The sequence below is a fragment of the Eubacterium sp. 3_1_31 genome, from assembly GCF_964249515.1.
Taxonomy (GTDB): domain Bacteria; phylum Bacillota_I; class Bacilli_A; order Erysipelotrichales; family Erysipelotrichaceae; genus Longicatena; species Longicatena caecimuris.
Genome location: NZ_CAXUBY010000014.1, coordinates 19846 through 36458, shown reverse-complemented (window position 1 = coordinate 36458; position 16613 = coordinate 19846). Strand labels below are relative to the sequence as shown.

General features: G+C 36.5%; 17 protein-coding genes. 2 read left to right on the top strand and 15 right to left on the bottom strand.

Going from position 1 to position 16613, the window contains the following annotated elements:
- Window positions 1–13: 13 nt before the first annotated feature.
- From atpH to upp, 7 genes are all read right to left on the bottom strand, one after another.
- Window positions 14–562 (bottom strand): ATP synthase F1 subunit delta, encoded by a 549-nt coding sequence (atpH, locus tag ACESSZ_RS07520; protein WP_119983540.1) that lies wholly within the window; start codon window positions 560–562, stop codon window positions 14–16.
- Window positions 550–1068 (bottom strand): F0F1 ATP synthase subunit B, encoded by a 519-nt coding sequence (gene atpF / locus ACESSZ_RS07515; protein ID WP_008690955.1) that lies wholly within the window; start codon window positions 1066–1068, stop codon window positions 550–552. Before atpF ends, atpH begins: the two co-directional genes overlap by 13 nt.
- 151 nt (window positions 1069–1219) lie before the next feature.
- Window positions 1220–1468: an ATP synthase F0 subunit C gene (gene atpE, locus ACESSZ_RS07510; RefSeq protein ID WP_008690954.1), complete on the bottom strand. Its 249-nt coding sequence runs from the start codon at window positions 1466–1468 to the stop codon at window positions 1220–1222.
- 38 nt (window positions 1469–1506) lie between these two features.
- The gene (atpB, locus tag ACESSZ_RS07505) at window positions 1507–2202 is read right to left on the bottom strand and encodes a F0F1 ATP synthase subunit A (protein WP_119983541.1); all 696 of its coding nucleotides are present in this window, start codon (window positions 2200–2202) and stop codon (window positions 1507–1509) included.
- A gap of 3 nt (window positions 2203–2205) precedes the next feature.
- Window positions 2206–2577 (bottom strand): hypothetical protein, encoded by a 372-nt coding sequence (locus ACESSZ_RS07500; protein ID WP_119983542.1) that lies wholly within the window; start codon window positions 2575–2577, stop codon window positions 2206–2208.
- Entirely contained in the window at window positions 2567–2758 is a 192-nt protein-coding gene (locus ACESSZ_RS07495; RefSeq protein ID WP_017144521.1) for an AtpZ/AtpI family protein, read from the bottom strand. Before ACESSZ_RS07495 ends, ACESSZ_RS07500 begins: the two co-directional genes overlap by 11 nt.
- 1 nt (window position 2759) lies before the next feature.
- Window positions 2760–3380 carry a uracil phosphoribosyltransferase gene (gene upp / locus ACESSZ_RS07490; RefSeq protein WP_008690949.1) on the bottom strand — a complete coding sequence of 207 codons (621 nt, stop codon included), beginning with the start codon at window positions 3378–3380 and terminating at the stop codon, window positions 2760–2762.
- Window positions 3381–4034: 654 nt separating this feature from the next.
- On the opposite strand from upp, the gene ACESSZ_RS07485 reads away from it, so the two are divergent.
- Both ACESSZ_RS07485 and ACESSZ_RS07480 read left to right on the top strand, forming a co-directional pair.
- Entirely contained in the window at window positions 4035–4916 is an 882-nt protein-coding gene (locus tag ACESSZ_RS07485; protein ID WP_270355313.1) for an ATP-binding protein, read from the top strand.
- Between the two features lie 6 nt (window positions 4917–4922).
- On the top strand, window positions 4923–5345 hold the full coding sequence (locus tag ACESSZ_RS07480; protein WP_270355312.1) for a DUF4143 domain-containing protein: 423 nt from the start codon (window positions 4923–4925) through the stop codon (window positions 5343–5345).
- Window positions 5346–5537: 192 nt separating this feature from the next.
- Here the strand turns inward: ACESSZ_RS07480 and glyA are convergent, their stop codons facing one another.
- The 8 genes from glyA to ACESSZ_RS07440 all read right to left on the bottom strand — a co-directional run bounded on the left by glyA (window position 5538) and on the right by ACESSZ_RS07440 (window position 16535).
- The gene (gene glyA / locus ACESSZ_RS07475) at window positions 5538–6764 is read right to left on the bottom strand and encodes a serine hydroxymethyltransferase (RefSeq protein WP_119983543.1); all 1227 of its coding nucleotides are present in this window, start codon (window positions 6762–6764) and stop codon (window positions 5538–5540) included.
- Window positions 6765–6803: 39 nt separating this feature from the next.
- Window positions 6804–7187 (bottom strand): transporter, encoded by a 384-nt coding sequence (locus tag ACESSZ_RS07470; RefSeq protein WP_119983544.1) that lies wholly within the window; start codon window positions 7185–7187, stop codon window positions 6804–6806.
- A gap of 14 nt (window positions 7188–7201) precedes the next feature.
- Window positions 7202–7936: a DUF5131 family protein gene (locus ACESSZ_RS07465; protein WP_119983545.1), complete on the bottom strand. Its 735-nt coding sequence runs from the start codon at window positions 7934–7936 to the stop codon at window positions 7202–7204.
- 51 nt (window positions 7937–7987) lie between these two features.
- Window positions 7988–8428, bottom strand: a complete 441-nt coding sequence (gene rpiB / locus ACESSZ_RS07460; protein WP_008690942.1) for a ribose 5-phosphate isomerase B — start codon at window positions 8426–8428, stop codon at window positions 7988–7990.
- 52 nt (window positions 8429–8480) lie between these two features.
- Entirely contained in the window at window positions 8481–9659 is a 1179-nt protein-coding gene (locus ACESSZ_RS07455; protein WP_008690941.1) for an AfsR/SARP family transcriptional regulator, read from the bottom strand.
- 44 nt (window positions 9660–9703) lie between these two features.
- Window positions 9704–10315 carry an L-threonylcarbamoyladenylate synthase gene (locus ACESSZ_RS07450; protein WP_119983546.1) on the bottom strand — a complete coding sequence of 204 codons (612 nt, stop codon included), beginning with the start codon at window positions 10313–10315 and terminating at the stop codon, window positions 9704–9706.
- A gap of 140 nt (window positions 10316–10455) precedes the next feature.
- Entirely contained in the window at window positions 10456–11394 is a 939-nt protein-coding gene (locus tag ACESSZ_RS07445) for a D-2-hydroxyacid dehydrogenase (RefSeq protein ID WP_119983547.1), read from the bottom strand.
- Window positions 11395–11504: 110 nt separating this feature from the next.
- The gene (locus tag ACESSZ_RS07440; RefSeq protein WP_499842727.1) at window positions 11505–16535 is read right to left on the bottom strand and encodes an InlB B-repeat-containing protein; all 5031 of its coding nucleotides are present in this window, start codon (window positions 16533–16535) and stop codon (window positions 11505–11507) included.
- Window positions 16536–16613: the final 78 nt, after the last annotated feature.

The window sequence follows — 16613 nt, the reverse complement described above, 5'->3', positions numbered from 1 at the left end:
TCACCTCACTTGCTTATTGTGTTTCAGATACGTTCAAAACGGTACGTTTCAGACGCTGTAGTCTGCCTAATGCCGTATTGTCGATAATCTGATCGTTTATTTTGATGCGGATGCCGGCAATCAGATCTTTATCTGTTGACAGCACGAAATCTACTTTTTTCTGCAGTTTCTTTTCGAGTGTTTCTTTCAGCTTTGCAATTTCTTCCTTCTGTAATGGTGTTGCACTCTTCACGTGTACCACCTGAATGTTATTAAAGTCATTGTAAGCCTTATTGTATTCTCTGCGAATCTCTTCAATTTTAGCGAAACGTCCTTTATCAATCAGCAGTTTTAAAAAGTTTAACAGCATATGGTCAATCTGCTTTCCATAGATTGTTTCCAACATGCCTTTCTTTTCTTCCTTGCTGATTTTCGGATGTGCCATGACAGCACGGAATTCATCATCCTTCTTCACACTGTCTGCCACCACATTCAGCTGTTCTTTATATACATCCAGCTTTTCATCTTCTTGTGCCAGCGCAAACAATGCATCACAGTAATTCTTACTGACTATGCCTGCCATGTGTCATCACCTGCGTGTTCAATAAATTCATCCACATACTTCTGCTGTTGTTTCTCATCCAGCTCCTTCTCAATGATCTTGCTGGCAGCTTCAAATGCTACATCCGTAATCGTCTGTTTCATTTCTTTCTGTGCCTGAACTTTTTCACGCTCAATATCCTGCATTGCTTTTGTTTTTAATCCATCCGCTTCATCTCTGGCTTTTGCAAGAATTTCTTTCTTCTCAGCCGTCGCATTGCGTTTTGCGGTTTCCAGGATCTCATGAGCATCGCTTTTGGCATTTGCCATCTGCGTTTCATACTGTACTTTATAATCTTCACCCGCTTTGCGTGCATCGCTGCCCGCTTGGATATCTGCTGCGATTGCATCGTGGCGTTTCTGGAAATAATCCGTGATGACATCCCAGAAAAAATGCTTGGCAACCAGACAGATGATCAAGGTTGAAATACAGACAAGAGCCATATCCACAGGGTTTATTCGCAGGTAATTGGTAATGTCGATATTCATCTGCTAAACCTCCTTATGGTTGTGAATCTTACGAAAATTCATATAAAAGTCATGCCTATGTAAAAGATATTTTCTTCATGCAGAGGGTTCTTTCCCTAATAGCAAAACTTGCTTACTTTCTGCATGCGCATGACCTTGCAAGATCTTACGCTTAACCTTTCAGGAAAATCAACAGCAATGCGATGATCAATGCATAGATACCAGTTGTTTCGGCCATCGCGATACCTAATACCATGATAGAACGAATCTTACCGGCAGCTTCTGGATTGCGGCCTACGGATTCAGCACCTTTACTAGCGGCAATACCCTGACCAATACCAGGACCAAGACCAGCAATCATTGCAATACCAGCACCTAACAGTGCCATACCTTGTACGAAAAATTCATTAAATTCAGCCATTTTCATTTCCTCCTATTACTAATTTGCAAACAGCTTTTTTATTCTTCTTCATCGACATACGATTCACTCAAGAAGAAACTTGCCAATGTGAAGAAGATGTAGGTCTGAATCAGACCTGAGAAAATATCGAAATACGCATGCAGGAATGGCGTAAAGGATAAACCTAGTACACCAAACGGCATCAGCGATTCCATCAGTGTGTAAACAAGACCGGTAATAATGGTACCTGCCAACAGGTTACCAAACAAACGCAGTGACAGTGAAACCGGTAATGCCAGATCACCAAGAATGTTTAACGGTAAGAATAAGAAGATAGGATCACACAGCTCCTTAAATCTTCCAATCACACCTTTTTCCTTGAGTCCGACGAATTGAATCAGCAAGAACATCATAACAGCCAGTGTCACATTAACACTTAAGTTTGATGTCGGTGGCTGTAATCCTATCAGCCCCAGTAAGTTACTAGGAGCCATCATAAAGATCAGTGTTCCAAAGAAGGGCAGATAAAACTTCGTACGTGCCTTTAGGTTATCGGATATAATACCGGTTCCCAGTTTGGCGACACATTCACATACAAGCACAAAGCCTTTCGGTGCCTGTGTTGGATCTGCTTTCTTTATCTTATTACCTGCAATAATGAAAAAGACAGATAATAGCACACACAGAATCAGCCAGTTCACAATGGATGGGTGCAGCTGAATCGTCATATCACCTATCCGGATTACAAATTCCACGAATCAATCCTCCTTTCTGTGTAGAAATACATATATAAGAATTGCCCCTTTATGAAGCAGCATTCCTGCCAAAAGTGCCAAAACATGTACGCCTCGCCATGCGGCTAACGCAAAGATCAGTGTATAAATGGCATAGCGTTTTACATAGCTGCTGTAACCTTTTGCCTTGGGATTGCCATATAATTCAATGGTGTTGCTCATGTGCGTGATCATCGAGAAACCGATGATACCGGTGAGTGCACCAATCAAAATACCGGCACTGATATCTTTGAAATGCCCTTGAAAAAGCATGAGTGAGATACCACAGCTGACAAGTGCTAAAGCAAGCGTAATACGGCGGATTTCTTTTCCCATCTGTGAAGTTTCATCCATCATGCTCACTCATTCCTTTCATCAGCAGATAAAAATTAGCAATGATTGCATATGCCAGCAACAGCAACAAAATGATTGGTGTTGTATGAAGCTTTTCATCCAGCCACATACCAATCAAAACGGCTAACAGACAGCTTAACAGCATCGTCATCATAAAGCGAACGGCCTTATAATAGTCCTTCATGTTACTTTGTACCGAAGATTCTATCTCCTGCATCACCAAGACCCGGTACGATATAGCCATGTTCATTTAGCTTCTCATCTAATGCAGCTAAGTAAATATCCACTTCCGGATGTGCTTCTTCCACAGCTTTTACACCTTCCGGTGCACCTACCAAACAAACCAGGCGAATATTTTTTGCGCCCTGTTTCTTCACCATATCAATGGCAGCATTAGCACTTCCTCCGGTTGCCAGCATTGGATCAACGATCATCACAACCGCATCCTTCACATTCTTAGGATATTTTTCAAAATACGTATGAGGTTCTAATGTTTCCTCATCGCGATACAAACCGATATGCGCAATCTTAACGGTTGGAATCAGATTGGCAATACCATTCACCATGCCCAGACCAGCACGCAGAATCGGTACTAATACGATATCCTTTGCCAGCTCTTTGGTCGTGTAGGGAGAAACCGGTGTTTCAATGTCTACGGTACGCAAAGGCAAATCGCGGGAAATCTCATATGCCATCAAACCGGCAATTTCATCAAGATTGGCCCGAAAGTCTTTGGTTCCGCATTCCTTCCTGCGCATCTGCGTAAGCTTATGCGTAATCAGGGGATGTTCTAAAACTTTCAACATGTTACTTCTCCTATTCTTTTCTTTGCGCAGTATACACTTTACCATATCTGCGTCATTTGATTAGCAGACAAATTTGACATTATGTCAAAATTCAGCTTATCTGCGTCTTTTTTATTATACCATGGATGTCCTGTTTTTAACGATAAAAGCTTAATTTTCTGGCACAAAAATGTTGCTTTACAATAGATGTGTTACAGATTCGCTTAACCAAAAACAAGAACTGAATGATTCATCTATATAAGACTTATTTTTCAGTTCTCTTACAAGCTTCTTTCTTTGCGATTTTTTGAATTATACTTATGTTAATGAACGAGCTCTGGGTGCGTTAACAGTAAAACCAAGATGGCCTCGGCAAATGAAATACTTTCGGTTTCAATCTGTAAATACTTTATTTCCCAATAATACTGTGTAGGAATACATACTGCCTGTTGCAAAGAGGAAATAAAGCTTTCGATACTGTTTCATAAACAATGAAAGGAATCGATTTATTGAAATGTCATAAAAATGGATGAATTTTTTTATTGAAATGTCATATTTTTATCAATAAATTTCTATTGAAATGTCAATGCTTTCGTATTATAACAAGCTTGACAAGCAAGGAGGTATACTTATGCTATATCGAAAAATCGCTTCCGTAATCGAAATCACCTTTCTTTGAAAACAAATAAAATACTTTTAATTGATGGCGCACGTCAAGTAGGAAAAACCTTTATTATTCGCCATGTTGGAAAAAAGATGTACGATAATTTCATTGAAATTAATATGATTGAAGATCGTTTACAAAACCAATTATTTAAAAATGTAAAAACTGTTGAAGATTTTTATCTTCAGGTTAGCATGCTTGCTGGTTCTCAAATGAAAGAGAAAGAGAACACCTTAATATTCATTGATGAAATACAAGCATATCCCCATCTACTAACCCTTTTAAGATTTTTATCACAAGATGACAAATTCACCTATATTGCCAGTGGTTCACTATTAGACGTTACCTTATCGAACACTTCCTCTATTCCTATGGGCAGCATACGTAAAATCAGAATGTGTCCTTTAGATTTTGAAGAATTTATACGTGTCCTAGGATTGAATGATCTTACATTATCTATATTAGAAAATAAATTTAACCATCTTGAAACACTTGATGAGACCATGCATGATAAAATGATGGATTTATTTCGTAAATATCTACTTGTGGGAGGGCTCCCCGATGTCATTAACACGTATCTAGAAACCAAAAATATTCAAGCAGTTAGAGAAGTTCAAAATGAAATATATGAGTATTATAAAAGTGACGCTTCAAAGTATGATACAGAAAACAAACTTAAAATCAGCAGAATTTATGATTTAATACCATCTAATATGGAAAACAAAAAGAAACGTGTCGTCATACAAAACATTGAAAATAAAAGAGGAAAAACCTTCCAAAATTATATAGATGAGTTTGATTATTTGATCAGTGCCGGTATCGCACTTCCTGGACAGGCAATTGCTAATCCGGTTTTTCCATTCATAGCATCTTGCGGAAAAAATCTATTATAACTTTATTTGAATGATATTGGCCTATTAACCGCTATCCTATATGGCAATAACATTCGCGCTATTCTCGATGATGAAAAAAGCATAAATTTAGGTGCAGTCTATGAAAGTGTTGTTGCGAGTGAACTAATAGCACATGGTTATCGACTATATTATTTTGATAATAGAAGCAAAGGTGAAGTAGACTATTTAATTGATGATTATGAAAGTTTGTCAGTAATTCCTCTTGAAGTAAAATCCGGAAAAGACTATACCGTGCATAGTGCTTTAAATACCTTAACAAAAAATAACAATTATCCTATTAAAAAAGCTTATGTACTATCGAATGAAAGAGAGATCATACAGAAAAATAACATCACTTATATTCCGATCTATAACATCATGTTCTTTCAACGTGATAAAATTATAAATGAGAAGCAACTACTTTTTTAAAAAGGGTAATAAAGAGAATGGTTTTATTTACATTCTTTTTTTCTGAAAAGCTGCATGGATTTCAGTGGATTCTTGGCAAAAAAGCTTGCCCTATAATATGAATTCAAATTGTAGCTTATACAAACAATCTTAATGAACTATCTTTATTTGCGTGAAAAAAGGATAAAGCCTTAACCTTATCCTATCTGCTTATTATTCATTAGGTAAAGGGTACTTTACGGTCAATTCTCGTACCTCTTTTAATACTTGTTTGCGTACAGTTTCATCATCCGCATGCTTTAACACGCGGGAAATCCATAAAGCTACCTGTTTAAATTCTTCTTCCTTAAATCCTCTGGTAGTCATCGCCGCACTTCCTAAACGGATGCCGCTTGTCACGAATGGTTTTTCTGTTTCAAACGGAATTGTGTTTTTGTTACAAGTGATGCCTGCTTCATCTAAGAGCTTTTCTGCCTCTTTCCCAGACATGCCAATACTAGATTTTACATCCACCAAGATCAGATGATTATCGGTACCACCACTTACGATGCGAAAGCCTTCTGCCTGCAAAGTATCACTCATGATCTTACAGTTTTTAATAATTTGTTGTGCATATGTTTGGAAAGATGGTTGTAAGGCTTCATAAAAGCACACTGCTTTAGCAGCTATAATATGCATCAATGGGCCACCCTGCATACCAGGGAAGACTTTCTTATCCAATAGTGCTGCATATTTTTCTTTACATAAGATCATGCCACCGCGCGGACCACGTAAGGTTTTATGTGTAGTTGTAGTCACAAAATCAGCATAAGGCACTGGACTAGGATGAAGATTAGCCGCCACAAGTCCGGCAATATGAGCCATATCCACCATAAAGTAAGCCCCTGCTTCATCAGCAATCTCTCTGAATTTCTGAAAATCAATGATTCTTGGATAAGCACTTGCCCCTGCGACAATCAATTTTGGCTTATATTGCAAGGCTTTTTCTCTAACATCCTCATAATCAATGGTTTCCCCATCTTTGGTAACCCCATAATCAACAAAATTATATAATGTACCGCTGAAGTTTAACGGATGTCCATGTGTTAAATGTCCTCCGGCAGTTAAGTTCATACCTAAAACTGTATCCCCTGGTTCTAACAGTGCCATGTAAACACCCATATTCGCCTGTGAACCACTATGTGGCTGTACATTCGCATGTTCTGCATGGAACAATTCTTTTGCCCGTTCTCTGGCAATATCTTCCACTTCATCTACATTCACACAACCGCCGTAATAACGTTTATGTGGGTAACCTTCTGCATATTTATTCGTTAAGATACTGCCTGCTGCGGCTAATACATCCGCGGATACATAATTCTCTGATGCAATCAATTCAATGTTGTAAAGCTGTCTTTCTGTTTCCTTTGCAATCGCTTCGGCAATTCTTTTATCGTTCATAGTGTGTCCTCCGTTTTCTCTTATTTTATCACAAATCCTTTATTCGTCACCTACTGCGCTCTGAAAACTTTTTGAAAAATATTTGCGGATAATAAAGATGATCGCAACAGCTAAGACACCAATCAGATTTTCCATGGCACTTTCATGCGAAATGATGATCTGACGAGCTACTGCATAAAGCAATACTTCAATCACCGATTCCGGCGTATGCAACAATAACATCTTCACAAACTCAATTGCCACAACAATTGTCAGTACACCGCTTAAAAAGTGTTCTAACTGAAAATCTCCTGCTATGACTAAGGCGGTTGTATCCAACAATGCCATTCCTGCCGCGATAACGATTGCCACCATCAAACATAAGGCTACGCTGAATTCTAAAAGTTTGGTAAACCGTAAAAATCGTGTGTTTAAATTCTTCATTTTCCTCTCCTACGTTATTTCTTAAAATTAGGATATACAGCAAGATAATCGATGTTTGCTTTTCTTGCTTGGGTAAGTTGCTGTTTACGTGGTATATGATAACAGATTCCATCTTTCACAAAGCGTGCACCGGTCTGCTTGAAATAAAAAGGAATCTTTTTATTTAAACATTGTTCTCTTAGATGTAAGATCCATGCATAATCGCACATTCTTGCCTCATCGCCGCTTTCTCCTCCGGCAGTTACCTGCTCGATACGCTCATCCAACCATAACGTAAGATCTATGTCCTCTAACAGCGGTTCACAGATCAATTCTTTATGACGAATAGGCAATTCCATGTAGATGGGCAGTCTGCGTTCAGCCTCTATTTGATTTTCAATCGTCGCACAAATAGTTACATTCTCATAACCGCTTTGCCAATCATCCGGCAAGTTTGGCAAAATTCTTTCCACACGTTTTGTAATCATATAAAAATGTAGATCTGAACGTTGTTTCATGAAGCTCCATGCTTCCTTGCGCCATGCATCTGCCTCTTCCACAAAGAAATCAGAGCTAAAGCAAGTATAGACAACACCTTCCTGTATCTTCCAGGAACCATCTTTTTTCTTTTTCACAGGCAAAGCGAAATCTTTCGTCTTTTTTACAACACTACTATCTCTTCCATAGCGCTCATCCATCCGATATACATAACAATTTGCACAACCGGCACTGTATTTATGACAGCCATGCCAAGGATTCCATAAAGTCATATTTGTTTCCTTTCACTAGGCAAAGAGCTGCCTTTATCAGCAGCTCTCACTTTATTTTTCTAATGCCATCACTTTATCAATACGACGCTGATGACGTTCTGCATGCGAGAATTCCGTGTTCAACCAAACATGAACAATTTCCTTCATCACAGCTTCTCCGGTTACCAGCTGACCGAGTGCTAATACATTTGTGTCATTATGCTCTCTAGTTAAGCGTGCGCTCACCGGATCAGATACTAACGCACAGCGAATACCTTTGATCTTGTTTGCGGTAATACTTACGCCAATACCGGTACTGCATATTACAATTCCTCGATCATTCTTACCATTCGCTACAGACTGTGCAGCAGGTGCTGCATAATCAGGATAATCTACGGATTCCTTACTATGACAGCCAAAGTCTTCAATCTCATGTCCTTCCTCAGACAACATTTTCTTAATGAGTTCCTTATACTCATAAGCTCCATGATCACAAGCTAATGCAATTTTCATAACGATAACCTCCCATATTTCCTATTCAGCTAACCTATTTCCTATGCGAAATTTATCCAATTTCTTTCGCATCAAAGCACAAACAAACACCTTCATCTGTATTCTCACTGTTGAATTTGCCCTGGACACGCTTTAATGCCACCATACAGTTTTCAAGTGATGGTACTTGTAATACTGCGGCATACGTTAACGCAGAACAATGGCAGAATACATCATTTCTGCGCAAGTTATGATACAACACTTCCTTTAACAATGCGCTGGCTTTACGCACTGCTACTTCATTCGTCTTAGACACCATCTTTAACTGTAACATGACGATATAACTGACAACTCCACGTGATGATGCACGAACATGCACCTGATATAAATTACGGAAAATTTCAGCATCACAATAAAAGGCTCCATTGCGATATATTTCCTCATTTAAATCTCCTATCAATTCTTGAATACTCTCTGGCTCATCTTTATGGAATTTTAATAATTCATGATGAATATTCGTGATGTTCGGTGTTAGTTCAATATTAAATGTACTACTATATAGTTCCACAATTTTATGATAATACGTAATAGCTTGCGAATATTGCTTTACTTCATAAAAAGCCTTTAATTTAACTTCCATTAATTCTGGGAAGATAAAATGTTTAAATTCTGCATATTCACAAATTTTCAATACACGATCATAATCTTTTTCCTGTTCACATAGTTTGCATCCATGTAATAAAGCACGCTGAATCATATCTTTATAATAACGGCGTTTTACTAAAATCCATTCTTCATCAAAGTCATGTAAAAAAGCCATTCCATATGTATTCAGTAAATGCTGACATTTATCACACATCGTTGAAGCATCTTTGATATTTTCAATATCCTCACATGCTTTTTCAAGACGGACGATATCAATATCCCATGGTATTGCATTGTTCCAGGAATACGTATTACCTTTTGATAAGATACAAGAATGTTTTCGCTCTCTGCAAAATGGCTCCAATTCCTTACGTGCACGATAAATCAGATTTCGCAAGGCCCCTTCCGGATTTTCACTGATGCCATTTGGCCATAAAACTTCAATCAATGCCTCTTTCGTTAAAGAAGTATGACGATACATGATTAAATAAGCAATTAAGATAATCAATTGTGTGCTTTTTTTGACTTTATTAGGAAATTGAAATTCTTTATTTTCAATCGAAAACTCACCCAGCAAATGAATCTTTATTGGTCTTTCTTTTTTCATTTCATGTATAGGATGATAATTTCATCCTTCTCCTTTCTGTCGTGTTAGTCTTGCAGGACTTCGCGAATTCGTTTTTCGCTGATAGGTCCTTCTCTTACAATGCGTAATTCATCGGCACTCATATCCACGATAGTACTTGCCTTACTGCCTCCACTTTCGCCAACTACGATAGCATCAATTCGTCCATCCAGCTGTTTTAATACCCCCTCTGCTGTTTCTTGCGGTTCTTCACCACTTAGATTAGCACTAGTCACAAGCAATGGTTTCTCACAGAGATCAATCAGATGTAGTATGATGTCATCATCCGGCATGCGTATCCCTACCGTATCAAATCCATTTGTCAAATATGCAGGAAGGTGTTCTTTCTTCTTAAGAATCATCGTAAAGCCTCCCGGCATAAATTCCTCCGCAAGTTTTCTTGCGTCTTCACTCATATAGGCGATTTCTTCCATTTGTCGGAAATTTGAAACCATGGTAGGGATTGGTTTATTTTCTGGTCTTCCTTTACTTTTTTTAAGAGCTTCTAAGGCCGCTTCATTTTCATAAATGACAGCCAAACCATAAACCGTATCCGTAGGGAAGGCAACCACCTTTCCTTCTTTCAATAAATCAGCGATTGTTTCGATATCTTTTGCTTCATAACGCACAGTTTCCATTTTCTTCACCTTCTGTAGTTATTTTATCATATTATACGGCTTTTTTAATAAAATTTTTATTATCATTCCAATTCTATCATTATAAATATAGAAATACTTTTTATATCTTACAATTCAGATGGAAGTATCTTCTCCTTTTCTTAATAGCCTTCTTTTATATTCACAAGATTACAAAGTGCTTTTCCTTGTGCATAAGCCTCAAGATTTTGTATTAAAATATTTACATAACGCTCAAAAGATTCCGGTAATTGAAAGGTACCTGAAATATGGGGTGTCAAAATGACATTTGTCTCTTTCCAGATAGGATGTTGCTGCGGCAACGGCTCCTGTTCCATTACATCTAATACCGCTCCTTTGATAGGGTATGTATGAAGAGCTTCTAATAACTCATCTAACGACAGGGCATCTCCTCTTCCCACATTTACCAAAATAGCGTTTTCTTTCATTCTAGCATAATATTGCTTTTGAAAGATATGTCTTGTTTTTGCTGTGCTTGGTAAAGCCAATACGACAACATCAGCATGAGGTAAAAGTGTTTCTATTTCTTCTATACCATAAAGTTCATCAAAAGCCGTTAGGGGAAGCTTTGAATGACGATTAATGCCAATCGTATGTGCCCCCATCATCTTAACTTTCCCGGCAAATTCTTTTCCAAGATCACCTGTACCTACTACTAAAATCTTGGAACCGTAAATAGAAGAAATAGGTTCTTCCACTTGCCATAAATGCTTTTTTTGATGTTGCTGATAGAGATGTATATTACGCATAAGCATTAATATAGTACAAATCAGATATTCGCTGATCGCTAAACCAAAACTGCCACTGGCATTACATAAGCTGCATGACGAAGGAAGCTTATTTAAATATTGTTCATTTCCGGCTGTTTCCAATTGTAACAAGCGAAGATTTTCAGCGATTGGCAAATACGTTAAAGGCACTTTCCCGGCAATCACCTCAGCCCAACGTATATCCTCTTCATTAACAGAGTCAGGGGTTTTTAAACGATATTCATAACACGCAGGTATTCTATTTAAATGATGTGGTTTCAATGCAGATAATAGTAATAAATGTTTTTTCATAACGGATTCCTCCCGTGTAAGTGTATCGTATTTTACCTATCTTGTGAATAGATAATGTCATCCTTGTAGAAAAGGTGGTCTTTTTCAATAAAGAATCCACCTTTCTTTGCTTATTGTTTTTCTTTTCTTCTACGTTTTAAACCATATACCAATACAGCACCACCACTTAGCAATACCATCATGATCCATAATGTTCGCTGACTTGTATCACTTGTCTGAACTTCATCTTCTGGTTTTGGTTTTTCTGTAGTTGGTTTGCTTGGCGTCGCCGGTTTTTGTGGGTCTTCTTTGGGTGGGGTTGGTTCAGTATCTTTTTTCTTTACATAATATACCTTGATGATATTTTTACTTGCATCTTCACCTAAGGTCAATGGTATATTCTCCACCTTTTCAAATATGTACCCTTCCTTGTTCTTCTCTGGATAGGTTTCTACGATATCGCCTGCTTTTAAATCTGCGATGTTCTCTGTCTTGCTCTCATCCAGCTTGCCATCATAGAAGTATTGTACCTTTGCAATTGTTTTTGTTCTTGTGTAGTATACTTCAATCACATTCTGACTAGCATCTTCTACTAGTTTTTCTGGTATCTTTACTTCTGCTAAAGAATAGTGTTCCTTCTTTTTATCTTCATAGTTTTTATACTGTGAACCTACTTCTAATTCGTCTACTCGATAGGACGCTTTCTTATCTTCTACTCCATCATAGTAATACTTCACAGTAACCGAAGTTGTCTTGCTATCTTCTTCATCCTTTGCATAATAGATGTTGATGACATTTTCTGCCGCTATAGCACTCAACGTTAGTGGTAAATGCTCGCTCTTCACAAAGTGATACCCTTCTTTATTCTTTTCCGGATAGGTTTCTACGACATCGCCTGCTTTTAAATCTGCAATGATCTCTGTCTTGCTCTCATCCAGCTTGCCATCATAGTAGTATTGTACCTTTGCGATTGTTTTTGTTCTTGTATAGTATACTTCAATCACATTCTGACTAGCATCTTCTACTAGTTTTTCTGGTATCTTTACTTCTGCTAAAGAATAGTGTTCCTTCTTTTTATCTACATAGTTTTTATACTGTGAACCTACTTCTAATTCGTCTACTCGATAGGACGCTTTCTTATCTTCTACTCCATCATAGTAATACTTCACAGTAACCGAAGTTGTCTTGCTATCTTCTTCATCCTTTGCATAATAGATGTTGATGACATTTTCTGCCGCTATAGCACTTAACGTTAGTGGTAAATGCTCGCTCTTCACAAAGTGATACCCTTCTTTATTCTTTTCCGGATAGGTTTCTACGACATCGCCTGCTTTTAAATCTGCGATGATCTCTGTCTTACTGTCATCCAGCTTTCCATCATAAAAGTATTGTACCTTCGCGATTGTTTTTGTTCTTGTATAGTATACATGAATGACATTTGCTTTCTCATCCTCTACAAGTTTTTCGGGGATCTGTACTGCCGCAAAGGAATAATGTTCTTTCTTCTTATCCTTATACCCACCAAAATAAGAACCTACTTCCAAATCATCAATTCTTTCTCTTAGGCTTTCATCTTCCACATCATCATAGAAATATTTTACGGTTACAGAAGTCTTCTTGTGTACATAATATACCTTAATAACATTCTCTTCTGCATTCTCTTTTAATGTAAGTGGCAACCCTTCTACTTTATCAAGTTTATAGTTTTCTTTGATCTTATCCGGATACGTTGTAATCGTATCGCCTGCTTTTTGATCTGCTAGAATTTCTGTCTGACTATCATCCAACTTTTCATCATAGTAATACTGTATCTTAGCGATGGTCTTATTTCTTGTGTAATATACCTTGATGACATTTTCTTCTGCATTTTCCACAAGTTTTTCAGGAATTGTTACGGTTGCCAAAGAATAATGTTCTTTCTTCTTATCTTTATAAGTATCATAATGAGAACCTATCGCAAGATCATTGACGGTATAAGCAGCTTCCTTATCTTCTATACCATCATAGAAATATTGGACAGTTACAGCCGTTTTCTTTTTCTTATAATAAACCTTGATGACATTCTTGGTGTAGTCATCATCTACGATCATAGGAAGTCCATCTGTTTTATCTACTTCATACATACCATCTTTTGATTTGTCTGGATAAGCAGTTACTGTATCCCCAGTATGAAGGTCAGTTAAGGTTTCTGTCGCCTCATCATCTTTAACCCCATCATAGTAGTATTCTACTTTACCGGTTGGTTCAAAGACGGCAATTACATTTAGTTTAGATATCAAAAAACTTCTCGCATATGGTGGAAGTAAAGAATCAACAAGATTACCCTCATAAATTGGTGTTTTTGATAATTCTTCTGTAGACCATATCTCTTTTTTTAATGTATACCAGTCTGCAATCGTTACTTCATTTTTTGCATTAACACTTCTAGAGGGAACTTTAGGAAAACAATTCTTGAAATAAGGGCGTAATTTCCATCCTGCAAATACATAGCCCTCATCAGCGACAGGTATTGGTAAATCAAGTATGCGAAGAAATATATCTTCTCCACTATCTTCTATGTATTTAGTAATTTTACCTGTTTCATTCTTTAAAACGCCATGATTGTTTGCCATATAGGATGTGGGAATTTTTCGATTTATCATTTTTATTTCATATGTTACTTCTGAAACATCTGTTGGTAATATAATGCTTTTTTTGTTCTCACCATCTAAATCTTTAACATATATTTCATTATAAGCATTAACATAGCTTTGCTCGTAGGTCAATTTCTGATTTAGTACAGAATACTTATTATTGAACAAAAAATATGAGGCATTAAATTCTATTCCCTTTGGTGCATAAGTAGTATCCACTAGTTTGTTCCCATTTCCTTGATCCAATTCAAAGGTTACTTTGATAAAATCACTTCTTTTTTTTAATTCTTCTTCACTTATCCATTGTGCATACAATCGAACTGGATTATTTTTTCCTTTTATTAATTCATATATGTCGTCGGAAGTAGCTGTCCAAAAAGATAAAAATTCATCAGGATTTTCATTATTAGGTGTTAAAGACCATCCTATTAAATATTCCTTATCTTCCATAGGAATTATATAATCACCTCTAGAAAATAGTGGGAGACTATTAATTTCTTTTAATTCCGGAGTTAGTGCGATATCATTACCATTTGGATCACAAAAGATGCTATTTTTTTCATCAGAATAGCTTGAAAACACTTGTAATTCACCATTTGTTATTGCATGTATATATTCAAAAACGGGAATTTGTTTGAAAGATTGATCATAAAACGGATACCACCCAATAAAATAACTTCCCTCATATTCTAAACCATTTGTTGGCATATTTTTCAATTTAATTTCATCGCCTAATTCATATTCTGCATTATCAATAGGACATGTAACTGAATCAAGACATTCATATACGATTTTAAACTTTGTCTTCTTCATTACTATAGGTTCTAAGACCACTCCAACGCCATAATCATTTTCATCAGTAAAAGGAGCATACACCTCATTTAATTGCTTATTTTTCCATCCAACAAACACATAATCTGAATTTTTAAATTCATCCGAGATATCCGGCAGTAAGAATGAATAATCACTATTTAATTCATCGAATATCACAATCAGTTCTGGTTGCCGAATCTCTATATTATTTGGTAAGGATGATAAGTCAAATGTAGCTGGAACATATATAAAAATAGGTTTAAGATTAACTTTTGTTTTATCTCCATTATAACTTAAAGCTTCTTGCAGTTTTTCAAAAGTGATTAAATCATTTTCTTTCCAAATATCTCCATTATAAGTTTTCCATCCATAAAAAATACTGTTTCTTGATGTTAAAGTACCTGCTCCAGCAATAGCTGCCACTGGCTTCATACCTTTTTCTAATCCATATATATTTTTATCGACAGGTGGTTTACCGTTTAAACCTTCTGGATTTTCATAGATAATATCAATGCCATAATTGTCCTCTTCATCATAAATCCCCGTTAAAACACCTGGAAAACAGCCTGCTGCCAATGTTCTCGGAAAATCTATTTTTAATTTTTTTACTTTTAGTGATATTTTTGATCCTGCAGGATATTCAATAGCCACTTGGTTTTCATAGTTTTCATATAACCAATATAAAAAATTTTTCCTTATCAAATCAGGTTCTTTTAAGACCACATCTTCAACAATCAATTCTTCTGTATCTTCATTATAACTATAGTTATAGCGATCTTTAAAATCTTTTATTATTTCATTATTATCATTTTGGTAAATAGATAATATACCTAATTTGTTTTCATTATCGTAAATAGCGAACAAAAACAGCAATACATCTCCTTCATCTGTGATGCATATATATTCAGAAAAATCTACATCAGATAATTTATCACCTGGTTTTATTCTAGGTACACTTTCATCTATATATGCATCAATACTTGCAGCCCAGTAAAGAAATTTTCTTGTTTCTAGTCCAGATTCTCTAAACTCTTCAGGATAATTAATTATATCTGTTCCCTCTATAGTTTTTTCCAACCATTCATTATTTGCACTATAGTATGTAATTTCTGTATTTTCTAAAGCTTTTATTCCTTTTGCTTTAATTTCTTTTTTCATAAATTGTGCAACAAAAGTGCTATCTTCTTTTATTTCTATCTCTTTCCCAGGCTCATAGACCTTGCTATCTTTTTCATTCTTCCAGCCTGCAAAGACTTCATTCTCATGTTCGCTGTTGCGATATACCGGTAGTGTTATCTTCCCATCTTTTGTTTCTTCTTCATGGTATATAGTTTCCTTATCTCCATTTATATCCATGAAATTTACCTTAAAGACTTTCTCTTTCCAGATAGCATAAACATCTAGTGTTGTTTCGTCTTTCATCACTTCATTCAATTTCGTCTTTTCCGCTACACGTTTACCTTTGCCATCCGCTTGCAAGTTCCATGATACAAAGGTTCTTCCTTCCCATGTAAAAAGACTTCCTTCTTCGATGGCCTCTTCTTTGCTTGCATATTCTTTGTCTATAATCTCATCTGTTCCATCATTCTTATGATAATGCACGGTGAAGCTTTCTTTTGTTTCTTCTGCTTTGATCGTTCCTTGTGATGGCAGTATTGTCAGTGCCATCATAAACACCAAAAACAATACTCCTAATTGTTTCATCCGCTCCTTCATTTTTTCCTCACCTTTCAGTTTCACTTATTTGTGCAATAAGCATTTTTCTGTAACCGTTTACATAAAAATTATAACCGA

What these genes read in the sequence shown, in the direction of transcription:
- upp (WP_008690949.1), bottom strand. Translation starts at nt 3,380, where the DNA reads ATGTTGAAAGTTTTAGAACATCCCCTGATTACGCATAAGCTTACGCAG.
- ACESSZ_RS07440 (WP_499842727.1), bottom strand. Translation starts at nt 16,535, where the DNA reads ATGAAGGAGCGGATGAAACAATTAGGAGTATTGTTTTTGGTGTTTATG.
- ACESSZ_RS07455 (WP_008690941.1), bottom strand. Translation starts at nt 9,659, where the DNA reads ATGAAAAAAGAAAGACCAATAAAGATTCATTTGCTGGGTGAGTTTTCG.
- ACESSZ_RS07465 (WP_119983545.1), bottom strand. Translation starts at nt 7,936, where the DNA reads ATGACTTTATGGAATCCTTGGCATGGCTGTCATAAATACAGTGCCGGT.
- ACESSZ_RS07495 (WP_017144521.1), bottom strand. Translation starts at nt 2,758, where the DNA reads ATGAAGGACTATTATAAGGCCGTTCGCTTTATGATGACGATGCTGTTA.
- glyA (WP_119983543.1), bottom strand. Translation starts at nt 6,764, where the DNA reads ATGAACGATAAAAGAATTGCCGAAGCGATTGCAAAGGAAACAGAAAGA.
- atpH (WP_119983540.1), bottom strand. Translation starts at nt 562, where the DNA reads ATGGCAGGCATAGTCAGTAAGAATTACTGTGATGCATTGTTTGCGCTG.
- ACESSZ_RS07470 (WP_119983544.1), bottom strand. Translation starts at nt 7,187, where the DNA reads ATGAAGAATTTAAACACACGATTTTTACGGTTTACCAAACTTTTAGAA.
- atpF (WP_008690955.1), bottom strand. Translation starts at nt 1,068, where the DNA reads ATGAATATCGACATTACCAATTACCTGCGAATAAACCCTGTGGATATG.
- ACESSZ_RS07450 (WP_119983546.1), bottom strand. Translation starts at nt 10,315, where the DNA reads ATGGAAACTGTGCGTTATGAAGCAAAAGATATCGAAACAATCGCTGAT.
- ACESSZ_RS07500 (WP_119983542.1), bottom strand. Translation starts at nt 2,577, where the DNA reads ATGATGGATGAAACTTCACAGATGGGAAAAGAAATCCGCCGTATTACG.
- ACESSZ_RS07445 (WP_119983547.1), bottom strand. Translation starts at nt 11,394, where the DNA reads ATGAAAAAACATTTATTACTATTATCTGCATTGAAACCACATCATTTA.
- rpiB (WP_008690942.1), bottom strand. Translation starts at nt 8,428, where the DNA reads ATGAAAATTGCATTAGCTTGTGATCATGGAGCTTATGAGTATAAGGAA.
- atpE (WP_008690954.1), bottom strand. Translation starts at nt 1,468, where the DNA reads ATGGCTGAATTTAATGAATTTTTCGTACAAGGTATGGCACTGTTAGGT.